9 protein-coding genes are annotated in these 13679 nt (G+C 43.5%); 1 reads left to right on the top strand and 8 read right to left on the bottom strand.

Annotated elements, in window-relative coordinates; genetic code table 11:
- Window positions 1–11: 11 nt before the first annotated feature.
- Together JMX92_RS00905 and JMX92_RS00900 are read right to left on the bottom strand one after the other, a co-directional pair.
- Window positions 12–1244 (bottom strand): transglycosylase SLT domain-containing protein, encoded by a 1233-nt coding sequence (locus JMX92_RS00905; protein WP_201543368.1) that lies wholly within the window; start codon window positions 1242–1244, stop codon window positions 12–14.
- 1149 nt (window positions 1245–2393) lie between these two features.
- Window positions 2394–3146: a Nif3-like dinuclear metal center hexameric protein gene (locus JMX92_RS00900; protein WP_201543483.1), complete on the bottom strand. Its 753-nt coding sequence runs from the start codon at window positions 3144–3146 to the stop codon at window positions 2394–2396.
- 363 nt (window positions 3147–3509) lie between these two features.
- Between JMX92_RS00900 and JMX92_RS00895 the strand changes: the two genes are divergently transcribed.
- Window positions 3510–4841, top strand: a complete 1332-nt coding sequence (locus JMX92_RS00895) for a S1C family serine protease (RefSeq protein ID WP_011960802.1) — start codon at window positions 3510–3512, stop codon at window positions 4839–4841.
- Window positions 4842–4960: 119 nt separating this feature from the next.
- Here the strand turns inward: JMX92_RS00895 and yfaE are convergent, their stop codons facing one another.
- From yfaE to rpoD, 6 genes are all read right to left on the bottom strand, one after another.
- Window positions 4961–5218 carry a class I ribonucleotide reductase maintenance protein YfaE gene (gene yfaE / locus JMX92_RS00890; protein WP_011960801.1) on the bottom strand — a complete coding sequence of 86 codons (258 nt, stop codon included), beginning with the start codon at window positions 5216–5218 and terminating at the stop codon, window positions 4961–4963.
- Window positions 5219–5329: 111 nt separating this feature from the next.
- Window positions 5330–6463, bottom strand: a complete 1134-nt coding sequence (gene nrdB / locus JMX92_RS00885; RefSeq protein ID WP_110816735.1) for a class Ia ribonucleoside-diphosphate reductase subunit beta — start codon at window positions 6461–6463, stop codon at window positions 5330–5332.
- A gap of 409 nt (window positions 6464–6872) precedes the next feature.
- Complete coding sequence (locus JMX92_RS00880) at window positions 6873–7937, bottom strand: DUF2971 domain-containing protein (RefSeq protein ID WP_201543358.1); 1065 nt, start codon at window positions 7935–7937, stop codon at window positions 6873–6875.
- Between the two features lie 371 nt (window positions 7938–8308).
- On the bottom strand, window positions 8309–10585 hold the full coding sequence (gene nrdA / locus JMX92_RS00875; protein WP_201543356.1) for a class 1a ribonucleoside-diphosphate reductase subunit alpha: 2277 nt from the start codon (window positions 10583–10585) through the stop codon (window positions 8309–8311).
- A gap of 564 nt (window positions 10586–11149) precedes the next feature.
- A complete protein-coding gene (locus tag JMX92_RS00870) occupies window positions 11150–11491 on the bottom strand; it encodes a DUF493 domain-containing protein (protein ID WP_011960798.1) in 342 nt (113 codons plus the stop codon).
- A gap of 182 nt (window positions 11492–11673) precedes the next feature.
- On the bottom strand, window positions 11674–13545 hold the full coding sequence (gene rpoD, locus JMX92_RS00865; RefSeq protein WP_011960797.1) for an RNA polymerase sigma factor RpoD: 1872 nt from the start codon (window positions 13543–13545) through the stop codon (window positions 11674–11676).
- Window positions 13546–13679: the final 134 nt, after the last annotated feature.

Here is a 13679-nt window from a genome sequence, read left to right as displayed (position 1 = left end):
CCGACAAGCAGTTAAGCGGTGCGCATTTTTAGTGACTCTAAGTAGCTGCGAATGTTGGTCACATAGTGCATGCACTGGGTATAGCGTGAGTTGCTTCCGGCATGGTCGGACATATAAGCATACACATTGGTCCAGCTTTTGGGGTCTTGTCCGGCCTTAGCCACTTTGCTTTGGATGCTCTTAACCGCATTGGGACCCATGTTGTAAGAGGCGAGGGCGAACCACAGTCTATCTGGGTTTGGCACATCTCTAAATTCGGCCTTCATTTGTTCTAAGTAGCGTGCACCACCGCCGATGCTTTGATAGGGGTCGATGCGGTCAGAGACGCCCATGGCTTTGGCGGTGTTATTGGTCAGCATCATAAGCCCGCGTACCCCTGTGGGTGAGGTGGCATTAGCATCCAGATGCGACTCTTGATAGCCCATGGCGACAAGCAGCTGCCAATCATGGTCATAAGTGTCGGCTTGCTGCTGGAAGGAGGACTTATAATGAGGCAAATTGGCAGTGAGCGCTTGCTCAAAGTGCTCGCGATTGTAATCGTCTTTTAATAACGTCTGATCATAAAAATTGGCAATTTTGGCGGTGTTGATTAACTGGCCATTTTCGCACAAAAAATCACTGGCTTTAATGGCAAGCGGGTCGTTGCTACTACGAAAAGCCCAATTGGTCTTAGGATGTAGCCCATTAGTGGCCAAAGTGGTGTCAAAGCCGCAACTGATGTTAATGGCGCTAAGTCCGGTATCTTCGGTTAGCTTTGTACTGGCTGTCGTCAGCGCCATATCTGCTTTACCTTGACGCACAGCTTGCAGTGCTTGTGCTTCATTGGCGTAATCTTGCACCTGCAGCGTCACCCCTAATTGATTGGCATAACTGCGCGCAATGTCATAGCCAAAGCCATGCTGAAAGCCATCTGTCGCAAAATAAGTGCTATCACCTTTGACTGAGGCTAAGGTGAGAGTATTTGACGCCATAACCTTATCGTATGCTACAGAATCTGTGCTAAATAAGGAGGTGGTCAAACTTTTGGCCGGCAAAGACAGTAGCGCAATACTGGAGATTTGCACCAGCATCTTGGTCTTTGCAAACTTCTTGCTCGCAAGGGGTTTTTTAGTACCGAAAGCGGTATAAAACAGGGTAGGTACAAAGCGGTTAACGCGTTTGAAGCTTTGAGAGGGTAGGTGTGATACAACTGGATTTGAATGGGATTTGTCTTTGCGTTTTAACCTATAGGCGATGCGTTGCATGGATGTCTCCTTCGTCCAACCATCCATACTGTGTAGAGGTTAATACACCATTGTATTAAGGTCTCGTTAAAGCCACAGCTATGAGCAGCGAGCGTTATAGTGACTCAATAGACATCTGTATGTACCAATATATCCTGCACAATAGCGCTATCTTTGATGTCTATTAAGCGTTTGATTAAGGGTGCAAAAACACAAATAACCACTTAATAAGACCTATAACGATTTAACTTCGCTTCGCCCTAAGGGGGCGGTTGTTTGGTGCGATGGCATAAGACCATATTCAAAAAACAACAAAACAAGCTTGGTTAAATAGGCTGCTAGCAAGACGAATTAAAAACAGCAAGAATAAATATCATAGCCTGACCAAAACACAAAACCGCCTGTACAATTTACCAAGTACAGGCTTATTATGGCTAGACGATGACAAAGCCGGCTTTAGCCTAAAGCTTACCTAATAAGGGCAAGCGATAGTAAAAACCCACTTGTGGCAAATTACAACTTGTCCCGCATCTGGCATAGTGACTCAATGCCTATCAAGCCGGACTGATTCGGACCTAAAAACTTAACCTTTAGGCCTGATCGTTTTAAGTCGTGTAATTAAGCCACTTATCTCAAGCTGATTTTTAACCGAGTATAATCAAATGGGCAGGACTGAGCGTCAAAGCGCTATAGCTGCCTTGATAGTCAGTCCTTTACTTTTAGAAATATACTGGCCACTGACGAGCGGCACTAAGGAGGCTAATAGCACCCTTAGTGCCACTTATCAAAATCCGCACTTGCGATGATTTGTAAAATTTGGCAGTTCACTGCAGAGCATTCCCCGTCTTTGTGCCGCTGAGCCAAAACCACTAAGATCATATGGCAACGAGGTTTGCTAAATAACTAAAAACAACTACTGTTCTTTGAAAAAAACAGTAAGTGAAACGGATAAGCAGATAGATGGGGGCTATTAGTCATAACTCAATAGGTAATGATATTTGACAGCCACTGTCATGTATTGCTGCCACATATCAGAACCAAAATCACTAAAAACCCAGCTTATGTTGGCTTATTATACTAAAAAATATTTTATTGATGTGAATTATAAAATGAATGGTTAGGTTTGATGATATCAAAGCAGCAATTTAACTAAGAATTTTAAGTGTTTCACTATGCAGGATTAGGATCGTCGATAAAGCGTACTTGTACACCGTGCGTCTGTGCAATAAGCTCGCCTAACGCCTTAATGCCTCCTTGCTCTGTAGCATGATGACCGCAGGCTAGATAATCAATGCCCAGTTCACGGGCAGCATGAGTGGTACGCTCTGATATCTCTCCTGATATATAAAGCTGACAGCCCATCTTCGCTGCTTGTTCAATCATATCTTGAGCACCACCAGTACACAGCCCTACTTTAGTAATCAGCTTATTGCCCGCTGCAATGTGGGTTGGGGTACGCTGTAACTGGGTGGTGACTCGCGCTATAAAGTCCTCAATAGCGGTAGGCTCACACTGTGCGATATTGCCCACAGGATAGTTATCTTCAGGATACAGTGCACCGGTAATCTCAAGCGATAAGAGCTGGGCTAAAGTGGTGTTATTACCGATCACAGGGTGCGCATCTAACGGCAAATGATAGGCAAGTAGTGAGATATTGTTTTGTAGTAAGCTACGAATACGCTTGCCCTTCATGCCCACTAACGGCTGATCTTCACCTTTCCAAAAATAACCATGATGTACCAAGATGGCATCAGCTTGCTCACTAATGGCTGCGTCGATAAGGTTTTGAGTGGCGGTCACTCCGGTGACAATCTTATGGATGGGGGCATCCGCATCGACTTGTAGTCCATTTGGGCAGTAATCTTTAAAGGCATCTACTTGCAGATAGTCATCACACCACTGCGCCAAAGCTGATGGGGTCATCGTAGCCGTTTGAGGGATATTAGCCGCTGTTTGAGGGTCATAGGATTGAGTCATAGTAAGTCTCCTAAATAAAGATACATAAGCAATAGCAATAAGAGGTGGCCAGTGTATAAGATATGGCCGGCAAGTAACAGGAACTGAACAATATATGTTGCAAAATAGCAGAGAGGTTTCCCAGTAATAGCCTAACAAATGTTAAACTAATAGCTATTTATTGGTATGCAATTAAATAATTAAACTATAGCAACGCCAACATATGCGGTAAACCTACTGAGTTCAGACATTTTTTACTGCTCATCTAAAGTAGGGGGTAGGATAAACAGGTTTGCCGGCTGTGCCAAGTTGAGAGCATCGAGGAGTGACATGTCTGCATCATCAAAAACAAATATTATTTGGAAAGTTCTACCCTGGTTATTACTAATAGCAGTTCTAGCGGCTTTTATTTGGGTGTATATTGACCAAAAAACCCGCCAACAAAGTGCTTGGGAGCCGCCTCGTAGCGAGACCACCTCTATTCCGCTCAATAATGGCCGCGTGTCAGATAGACCGGAGCCGGTTACCTCTTATCACAATGCTGTGGCCAGAGCCTCTCGCTCTGTGGTGAATATCTATACGACCCAAATTGTACAAAATCCTTATATGAACGACCCCGTATTGCGTCGTTTTTACGAGTTTCATGGCCAAACGCCACAAGCCGGCCAAGAGACCAATCTAGGTTCAGGGGTTATCGTCTCAACCGATGGCTATATTGTCACCAATGCCCACGTGATTGCCCAAGCCGATGAGATTGTGGTGGCATTGAATGACGGCCGCAAAGCGGTGGCCAAGGTTGTGGGCACTGATCCTGACAGTGATTTGGCAGTGATTAAAGTCGACATGAGTGGTCTTGAGCCATTAGCGTTTAGAGAGCTGCCTATTGAAGTGGGCGATGTGGCTTTGGCCATTGGTAACCCCTTTGGTGTGGGTCAGACCGTTACCCAAGGCATTATCTCAGCCACAGGTCGTACCGGTCTTGGCGTCAATACTTATGAAGACTTTATTCAGACGGATGCTGCTATTAACCCAGGTAACTCCGGCGGGGCATTGGTAGATGCTCGAGGCGAATTGGTGGGTATTAACACCCTTATCTTCTCGCGCTCAGGCGGCTCAATGGGGATTGGCTTTGCTATTCCAACGGCTTTGGTTGAGCAGGTGATGAATGCCATTATCAAAGATGGTAAGGTCAGTCGCGGCTGGCTGGGTATAGAAGTATTATCTCAGCTGCGTGATCCTTCACAAATTGATAATACCACAGGGGTGGTGGTGCGTAATATCATTGCCGGTAGCCCTGCCGCCAAAAGTGGCCTAAAAGTTGGGGATGTAATTTTATCTATCGATGGCGTTGAGATGACTGACTCTAATCGCCTTATTCAGCATGTGGCCAGAAAGATGCCGCATGATACCCTTAAGGTACAAGTGCTGCGTAATTCAAAGAATATGAACATCGATATCACCCTCGCGGAGCGTCCAACTCAGACTGAAGTTGTGCCACCTCAGATGCCCATGTCCAATGACGACCCTGAGCTTTATTTAGAGTCACCAGAAGGCAATGCCAATCCTTTAAGTGATGAGCAGCGTGCTCAGCTAAGAGAGGAGCTCATTGAGCTGTTTGAAAATGGCGCAAGACCCAAAGTAGACCCGCTGCCTCATCAGTAGTAGCGATATAGCTAATAATAAGTGATAAAAAACCCGCAATGTTTCTCGCGGGTTTTTTGTGCTGACAATCCAAATACTGCTGAATATCCAAAGATAATAGGCGCTGACTTATGGCGTAATTAACTAACGTTTTTGAGACGGATCATGCCTTTAACCTGACAGCAGCAGGCGAGTATCTCTCCTTTTTCTAGCATGGCCAAAGGCGGCTTAGCATAGCTGATAGGAAAAGAGGAGGCGGTTAGCTTAACACGGCAACTGCCACAGTACCCTTCACGGCATTGATAATTAATATCGTGTCCGGTACGTAGTAGACCATCGAGCAACGTCTCATCATCGTGTAGATAAAAGCGTGTCTTTGAGGTAAATACCCAAGTCATAGCAAAAAACCACAGTCAGTAAGTTTAAAACAGTCAGTAAGTTTAAATAAGCCAGTGTCTAATAAGTTTATACGCTTATAGTATTACAACTCGAAGTCATCAAATATAGTATTACAACTCGAAGTCATCAAAGTCACTGTCTGATAAGTCAGAGTCAATTTGGCCGACAAGGTAGGAGCTGATTTCAGTCTCTTGCGGTGCGACCTGTACGTTATCTGATGACAACCAAGTATTGATCCAAGGAATAGGGTTGCTCTTAGATTCAGGGAAGATACCCGGTAAGCCGACCGCTTCCATACGTAAGTTAGTAATATACTCGACATACTGGCATAGGATGTCTTTGTTTAGGCCAATCATAGAGCCGTCTTTAAACAGATAACCTGCCCATTCTTTTTCTTGTTCAGCCGCTTTTCGGAAAATCTCAATACTCTCGTTATGACATTGTGCAGCAATCTCTGCCATTTCAGGATCATCTTTGCCTGACGCCATGATATTAATCATGTGCTGGGTACTGGTTAAATGCAGCGCTTCATCACGGGCGATAAGCTTAATGATCTTGGCGTTACCTTCCATCAGTTTGCGCTCAGCAAAGGCAAACGAGCAGGCGAATGATACGTAGAAGCGAATGGCCTCTAATACGTTAACGGCCATCAAGCACAGATAAAGCTGTTTTTTTAGTTTGCGTAAGTCGACATACTTTTCTTCACCATTGACGATGTGTGTACCTGGGCCAAATAGGCTATATAGCTGTGAATGTTGGTACAAGTCATCATAATAATAAGCAATGTCTGAAGCACGCTGTAGAATGTGCTCATTTTCCATAATGTCATCGAATACCACAGCAGGGTCGTTGACGATATTACGAATAATATGGGTATAGCTGCGTGAGTGGATGGTCTCGGAGAATGACCATGTTTCAATCCAAGTCTCAAGCTCAGGGATAGATACCAACGGCAATAGCACCACGTTTGGGCTACGACCTTGAATGGAGTCTAGCAAGGTTTGGTATTTTAGGTTACTGATAAAAATATGCTGCTCATGCGTGGACAAGTTACCGTAGTCGATACGGTCTTTTGATACATCAACCTCTTCTGGACGCCAGAAAAATGACAACTGCTTTTCGATAAGTTGTTCAAAGATGGGGTGCTTTTGTTGGTCATAGCGTGCTACGTTAACGGGCTGACCAAAAAACATCGGCTCTTTAAGCGCGTCATTTTTTGTTTGGCTAAAGATTGAGTACGTCATGATTCTACCTTTTTATTCATCATTGGTTTACAGTTGGGTTTGTTAAACTTTTGTCTTTGTCATCTGTTTTGCAGCTACTCCTGCCATATGCTTGTATCTACTCGCATGAGCGAGGCGAGAGCACGGTTTGAGCGGTTCCTGTTGTCTCGATATCCTCTCAATACCTAGCTCTCGCAGCTCGCTCAAACCAGTAGTATACCGCTTCTGTCAGGGCTAAACCGCACCTTCGAGTAAGGCTTGCGATGCTTAGTTGGTTTGGCTGGGGTGTTGGGTTTTTTAATCCATCCCCAGCCCTTCCTTTACAAAGGAAGGGGGCGGTTCTTTGAGTTTTAGAAGATAGTGTATGTCTCACGCACCAATTATATAGTTTAAATGATGCATGAAATGTACTGATATAACTATGAGATAGCTATGGTAAATAAAGTTCTTTAAGTATGATTTTTCCATAGATATCAAAATCAGCTTGCTTGAGTTCTAAGTGTTTCAAATACGGGTTTGTATTAATTTTTTCTATAGTTTCATTTATTTGTGACTTACTCATATCATAACCAAAAACTACTGAGTCAAAGGCCTCAAATGGAATTTTTTTTAAGCAAACTTCTGGGTAGCTTTTAAAATATTTTGATATAGATTTTGGCGTATGCTCAGGGAAGTTAGGCTCTATATTTCTACCTTTTTTTTCTTCACACATAGATAAAGGACAGATAAGTCTTCGCTCTTGCTCATAACTCCATCCATTAGTTTTAGTGAATAGTAATTTCTGGCTAAGCTCCATATTTTTTCTAAAATCTTTAGATAATAAGTCACTAAACCTCAAATCACCTAAATCATCAGCATATTCATATTTACGAACAGGCTCACCATCTACTCTAAAAGTACCATCGTAATAAGATATAGAGGCTCTATCTCTAATATCATAACTGACTTTTGAAAGTCTAAACTCCTTGAAAAAAGGATGATTTTCTCTAAATATTATGGCTAATCCTTTTCCTTCACTAGCATAATGTGCCCACATACGTTTGTCGGTAGCGTTTTCAGATAATGAAAAAACCCCTATTTGGCTACTTAAAGCTTCGTATATATATGTATTGAACTTTTCCACAGCTTTTAAAATATGTTTTTTCTGAGCTGACTTATATTCCTCTAGAGTACTATAATCTGTAAAGCCTAATAGGGTAGGGAAATTTTCTGGAACATAACGAATTCCAGGTGGCTTTAGATAAAAATTTATTAAAAACTCTTCTGAAGGTTCAGAGACATTAGATGTAATGCCAGATAAACTATGACGTTTACGTGCATAATCAATATCAGCTGTAGAGAACTTATCTATATATGGGTAAAATTTAGCTTCACTTTTATCATTAAGAAACTTGGGCTGTGTCATCCTAAACAAACCATTTTCTAAAAATTCACGACGAGGGATGAAGCTATTGCTTTTATTATCATATGAAGCACCTAAGTATTTAACTAACATAATGATTATTCTCTAAATAACAAAAGAGTTGAGTAATACATCTATATAATTATTTAATAATATAAGAACTAGCACCTCATAAGTTATCAAGAATATGGCAATAAAGATAATTCCAAAAATTGTAGCTCTCCGCCGAGGGACGAGGCACGGCTATTGTCTTTAAAGATAATCTGCCTATGACCCGCATATTTCTCCATTTTTAAAGAACCCCGATGCCAAGGCCAGTCTTTTAAGTTTGGGTGTCGTAAACTCCACCCAACCTACAAATTAAGCAAATCAAGACGCACCACTCTAAGTCTCCCCTCAAAAAGGGGAGACTTTAAAGCAAACATATATATAACGGTTTGTTTGTAGAGGAGATGCTTTACAGATTACAGCTTACAAGCACCGCTGGCACAGCCGTCATCGATATCGGCTTGAGCATCATTAGCACCATCACGAGTGTTGTGATAGTAAAGTGTCTTAACGCCCAGTTTATAAGCAGTTAGCAAGTCTTTTAGTAATACCTTCATAGGTACACGATTGCCCTCGAAGCGGGTTGGATCGTAGTTGGTGTTGGCGGAGATGCTTTGGTCAATGAACTTTTGCATCACGGCCACCAGCTTTAGATAGCCATCATTATTTGGCATTTGCCACAATAGCTCGTAGTTGCCTTTTAAGTTTAAGATATCGGGCACCACTTGCTTTAAGATACCATCTTTTGACGCTTTTACTGATACCAGACCACGAGGTGGCTCAATACCGTTGGTGGCGTTAGCAATCTGGCTTGAGGTCTCAGAAGGCATCAAGGCTGACAAAGTAGAGTTGCGTAGGCCATGGGTTTTAATCTCCTGACGTAACGCTTCCCAATCAAGGCGCAATGGCTCATTGCACACCTTATCTAAGTCTGCTTTGTAAGTATCAATCGGCAAAATACCTTGTGAGTAAGTGGTCTCATTAAAGGCGGGGCAAGCGCCTTTTTCTTTGGCCAGTTTGTTCGAGGCTTTTAGTAAATAGTACTGCAATGCCTCAAAAGTCTGGTGCGTCAGACCAAGCGATGAGCCGTCCGAGTAGCGGGTACCATTTTTAGCCAAGTAATAAGCATAGTTAATCACACCCACACCCAGCGTACGGCGATTCATGCTGCCATTTTCAGCGGCTTTTACTGGGTAGTCTTGGTAATCAAGTAGCGCATCTAAGGCGCGCACGATTAATTCTGCAGGCTCTTCGATATCCTCTAAGCTATCGACTTCGCCAAGGTTCACCGCAGATAGGGTGCACAGTGCAATTTCGCCTTCTTCGTCATTAATGTTATCCAGCGGCTTAGTTGGTAGCGCAATTTCCATACATAGGTTTGATTGACGGATAGGGGCGACAGTTGGATCAAATGGGCTGTGCGTGTTGCAGTGGTCCACGTTTTGGATGTAGATACGACCAGTACTGGCACGCTCTTGCATCAATAAGCTAAATAGGTCGGCTGCAGGCACATGACGTTTGCGGATGTTATCGTCTTTTTCGTACTTGGTGTATAGCGCTTCAAACTTGTCTTGGTCAGCGAAGAAGGCTTCATATAGACCAGGCACATCTGAGGGTGAGAATAAGGCGATGTCTTTACCTTTAATCAAACGGGTATATAAGGTGCGGTTAATTTGTACGCCATAGTCCATGTGGCGCACACGGTTGTCTTCTACGCCGCGGTTATTTTTTAGAACCAATAGCGACTCTACTTCTAAGTGCCACAGTGGGTAGAATAAGGTCGCTGCGCCGCCACGTACGCCACCTTGCGAGCAGCATTTAACTGCTGTTTGGAACAGCTTATAAAAAGGGATACAGCCGGTGTGCTGAGCTTCACCGCCTCGGATAGGGCTGCCTAGCGCACGGATGTTACCGGCATTGATACCAATACCAGCACGCTGCGATACATAGCGTACAATGGCGCTGGTTGTGGCGTTGATTGAGTCTAAGCTATCACCACATTCAATCAGTACGCACGAGCTAAATTGACGTGAAGGGGTGCGCACACCGGACATAATGGGGGTGGGTAATGAGATTTTGAACGTAGAGGCAGCATCATAAAAACGCTTCACATAGTGCATGCGCTCAGACTTATCGTATGAGGCGAACAGACACATGCCCACCAGTACATATAAGAACTGCGGACTTTCATAAACGGTTTTGGTCACACGGTCTTGTACTAAGTATTTACCGGCCATTTGTTCGGCAGCGGCATAAGCAAGATTCATATCGCGCCAGTGGTCGATGTAGTCATTTAACTCATCAAACTCTTCACGTGAGTAGTCTTGTAAAATGTGCTGATCGTATTTACCCGCCTCGGTTAATTTGGTTACATGGTCAAATAGGTGAGGTGGCTCAAATTGATTGTAGGCAATTTTACGCAAGTGGAAGATTGCCAAACGTGCCGCAAGATATTGATAATCTGGCGTATCCTCAGAGATTAGGTCAGCAGCAGCCTTAATGATGGTCTCGTGAATGTCACGGGTTTTGATGCCATCATAAAACTGAATGTGCGACTTTAACTCAACCTGAGATACAGAAACATTGTCTAATCCTTCGGCTGCCCAAGTAATGACCTTATGGATTTTATCTAAATCGATGGGCTCTAGACGGCCGTCTCGTTTCATTACTTTAATATTATCCATATGTGTCATTGCTCTCTCCGCTCGTTGTCACCAGATTGCCGGTCAAAAACCTGACAATCAGAAAAATAATACCCCAATATATAGTGTGTGTCTTAAAATATTAAACACAATATATGGGGTGGTTTTTATGTTATAGGCACAATATAAAGGAAAAAAAGAATTTTTGCTATCTTGACAAACTACGGCTTAGCAGTTCAAGCAGGTGATTTATGATGAATAATCAGACATCAAAAAAACTTGCAAATTGGCAACCGTTGAAACGCTGCCGGTTAGCGCATGTGTCAAGTAAAAAATACGGCTAAAAACGATTAAAAAAACTTTTTTAATTAAATTGTAAACCACAAAGTCAGGCTCAAAGTTTATTCAGCCAAATCAAATCGGCTAAAATTAAATTCATTGTGTCACTATTGACTTCTGGTAACTTACACTTAAAACATGCCCTTTTTATTACAGCCATTTGCTCAAAACAGTGAGTACCGCGTTAAATTTCACCCATAAAAAAAAGCAGCTAACACTGCTTTTTTGGGTAAAATAAGGGCGATACAGTGGCCAACTGCTATTTAGATGGCCTGCTTATACGACAGTACGGACAGTTTTTGCCTGATCAAGGGCTGCGTATAAGTCATTGACTTGAGCTGCTTCAGTAAAGTGTAATTTGGCACGTACTGAAGTAAAGCGGCCGGTGCTGGATTGTTTGACGACTAAAGTTTCCATATCGAAGTCCTCAAACTGAGTGCCTAGAATAAGCTTAACTTCATTTAAAAGGGTGTCATGCTCACCTTCATGACCAATAATGCTCATCGGATAATCCATTGGAAATGCCCAAAGACCTGGGTTTTGGATGTCCGTTTTTTTGGCCAGTGGATCGGTATGTAAGGTTAATTCACGGCTTAAATCGATGTTTTTGTTAGACATAATGTCTCCGTTTATATTTTGTATGAATACTATATGGAGGTATTGTTCAGTTTTTCAAGGGGTAAAGCAGAGCGCTAACACCTGCTTTAGCCTGAGGTATTTATAGGCTTTAAACACAAAAAAGCTGAGAGATTCTCAGCTTTTTTGCTACAACAGGTTATGGGCGTTGACTCAACCTTGGCTTAGTCGTTTTCTAAGAACGAACGTAAATGCTCAGAGCGAGAAGGGTGACGCAGTTTACGTAACGCTTTGGCTTCAATCTGACGAATACGCTCACGCGTCACATCGAACTGCTTACCAACCTCTTCTAGGGTGTGATCGGTTGGCATATCAATACCAAAACGCATGCGTAGCACCTTGGCTTCACGTTCTGTTAAGTTGCTCAGCACATCTCGAGTCGCTTCTTGTAGACCTGCTGAGGTGGCATCTTCTACAGGGCTTGAGATGGTCTGGTCCTCAATGAAATCACCTAGGTGTGAATCTTCATCATCACCGATGGGGGTCTCCATAGAGATAGGCTCTTTGGCAATTTTTAATACCTTACGAACCTTAACCTCATCCATCTCTAAACGTTCGCCTAATTCCTCAGGTGTGGGCTCACGACCCATCTCTTGCAACAATTGACGAGACACACGGTTGATTTTGTTGATGGTCTCAATCATATGCACTGGAATACGAATGGTGCGGGCTTGGTCAGCAATAGAGCGGGTAATGGCCTGACGAATCCACCAAGTGGCATAAGTTGAGAACTTATAACCACGGCGATATTCAAATTTATCTACCGCTTTCATCAAGCCAATGTTGCCTTCTTGAATCAAGTCTAAGAACTGTAGGCCACGGTTGGTATATTTCTTAGCAATAGAGATTACCAAACGTAAGTTGGCTTCGACCATCTCTTTTTTGGCACGGCGGGCTTTTGCCTCACCGATGGCCATACGGCGCGCCACTTCTTTCATTTCGGTAATTTGCATGTCCAGCTTGTCTTCATGGTCGCGGATACGGCGCTGTAACACCACCACATCGTCGACCACTTTGGCTAAGCTATCTGCAAATTTAGGGTTGCCTTTTAGGCGATCAGTTAGCCAATCTACGTTGGTCTCGTTACTTGGGAAAGTCTTACGGAACTCGCTACGAGGCATTTTACCGCGGCGAATGACCAAGCGCATGATTTGACGCTCTTGCTTACGCACATCGTCATAAACATCATGCATAATGGCCATAACATTATCCGCCATGCGGTTGTTAAGCTTTAATAGCATAAAGCGTTCGGCCAGCTGAGCATAGGCTTCTTCAGCTTGCGCACTGCCACGACCATACTGCTCTAGGGCTTGTTTTGCCACCGCAAATAATTCACGGATCTCCTCGACACGTTGACGAACCAGCTCAGGATCTAGGCCACCGCTTTCTTCAGCTTCTTCCTCTTCCTCAGCTTCTTCTTCATCATCTTCGTCATCGACATCTTTAGCTTTAGATTTGGTGGTGATAACGGGGATTTTTTCTTCGTCTTCTTCCACAACTGCCGGTTCAATCTCTTCAGGATCTAAAAAACCAGTGATGACGTCAGAGAGTTTTTTCTCGCCCGCTTCTACTAAGTCATATTCATCTAGGATAAACTGCACAGTACCGGGCCAGTAAGCCATGGCATGCTGGACATCACGGATACCCTCTTCGATACGCTTGGCGATAACGATTTCACCTTCACGCGTCAATAAGTCAACCGTACCCATTTCACGCATATACATACGCACAGGGTCGGTGGTGCGACCAGGCTCAGTTTCTACCGCAGCCAATACAGCAGCAGCTTCATCTGTGGCCATGTCGTCATCGTTAGCACCATCGTTCATCAAGATATCATCAGCATCTGGCGCTGATTCAAAGATTTTAATACCAACATCCGTAAGCATTTGAACGATGTCTTCAATTTGGTCGCTTTCGGTGATTGAGGCGGGAAGTTGGTCGTTAACCTCAGCATAAGTCAAATAGCCTTGCTCTTTACCCATCTGGATAAGTGTGGCTAGTTGAGAGGTAGATTGAGAGGCTGCCTTATCGGTCATAATATCTCGCTTGCAATAGAAGATGTGGGTTAAAGGTAGAGTGAGGGGTGCACATGGTTTTTAGATGGCCAGATGGTTGTCTTATTGTTTTAGTTTTTGCCAAAGCTATTTACGTAAATTTGAGCAACTAAATC

Origin of the sequence: Psychrobacter sp. H7-1, from assembly GCF_904846585.1 — a bacterium.
Classification (GTDB): domain Bacteria; phylum Pseudomonadota; class Gammaproteobacteria; order Pseudomonadales; family Moraxellaceae; genus Psychrobacter; species Psychrobacter raelei.
The sequence above is the reverse complement of the archived record's forward strand: the minus strand, read 5'-3'. Positions and strand labels throughout refer to the sequence as shown.

Excerpts from the sequence above, each read along its gene's own strand:
- JMX92_RS00900 (WP_201543483.1), bottom strand. The coding sequence starts at position 3,146 with ATGACCCCATCAGCTTTGGCGCAGTGGTGTGATGACTATCTGCAAGTA.
- yfaE (WP_011960801.1), bottom strand. The coding sequence starts at position 5,218 with ATGACTTGGGTATTTACCTCAAAGACACGCTTTTATCTACACGATGAT.
- JMX92_RS00905 (WP_201543368.1), bottom strand. The coding sequence starts at position 1,244 with ATGCAACGCATCGCCTATAGGTTAAAACGCAAAGACAAATCCCATTCA.
- nrdB (WP_110816735.1), bottom strand. The coding sequence starts at position 6,463 with ATGACGTACTCAATCTTTAGCCAAACAAAAAATGACGCGCTTAAAGAG.
- JMX92_RS00870 (WP_011960798.1), bottom strand. The coding sequence starts at position 11,491 with ATGTCTAACAAAAACATCGATTTAAGCCGTGAATTAACCTTACATACC.
- JMX92_RS00895 (WP_011960802.1), top strand. The coding sequence starts at position 3,510 with ATGTCTGCATCATCAAAAACAAATATTATTTGGAAAGTTCTACCCTGG.
- rpoD (WP_011960797.1), bottom strand. The coding sequence starts at position 13,545 with ATGACCGATAAGGCAGCCTCTCAATCTACCTCTCAACTAGCCACACTT.
- nrdA (WP_201543356.1), bottom strand. The coding sequence starts at position 10,585 with ATGACACATATGGATAATATTAAAGTAATGAAACGAGACGGCCGTCTA.
- JMX92_RS00880 (WP_201543358.1), bottom strand. The coding sequence starts at position 7,937 with ATGTTAGTTAAATACTTAGGTGCTTCATATGATAATAAAAGCAATAGC.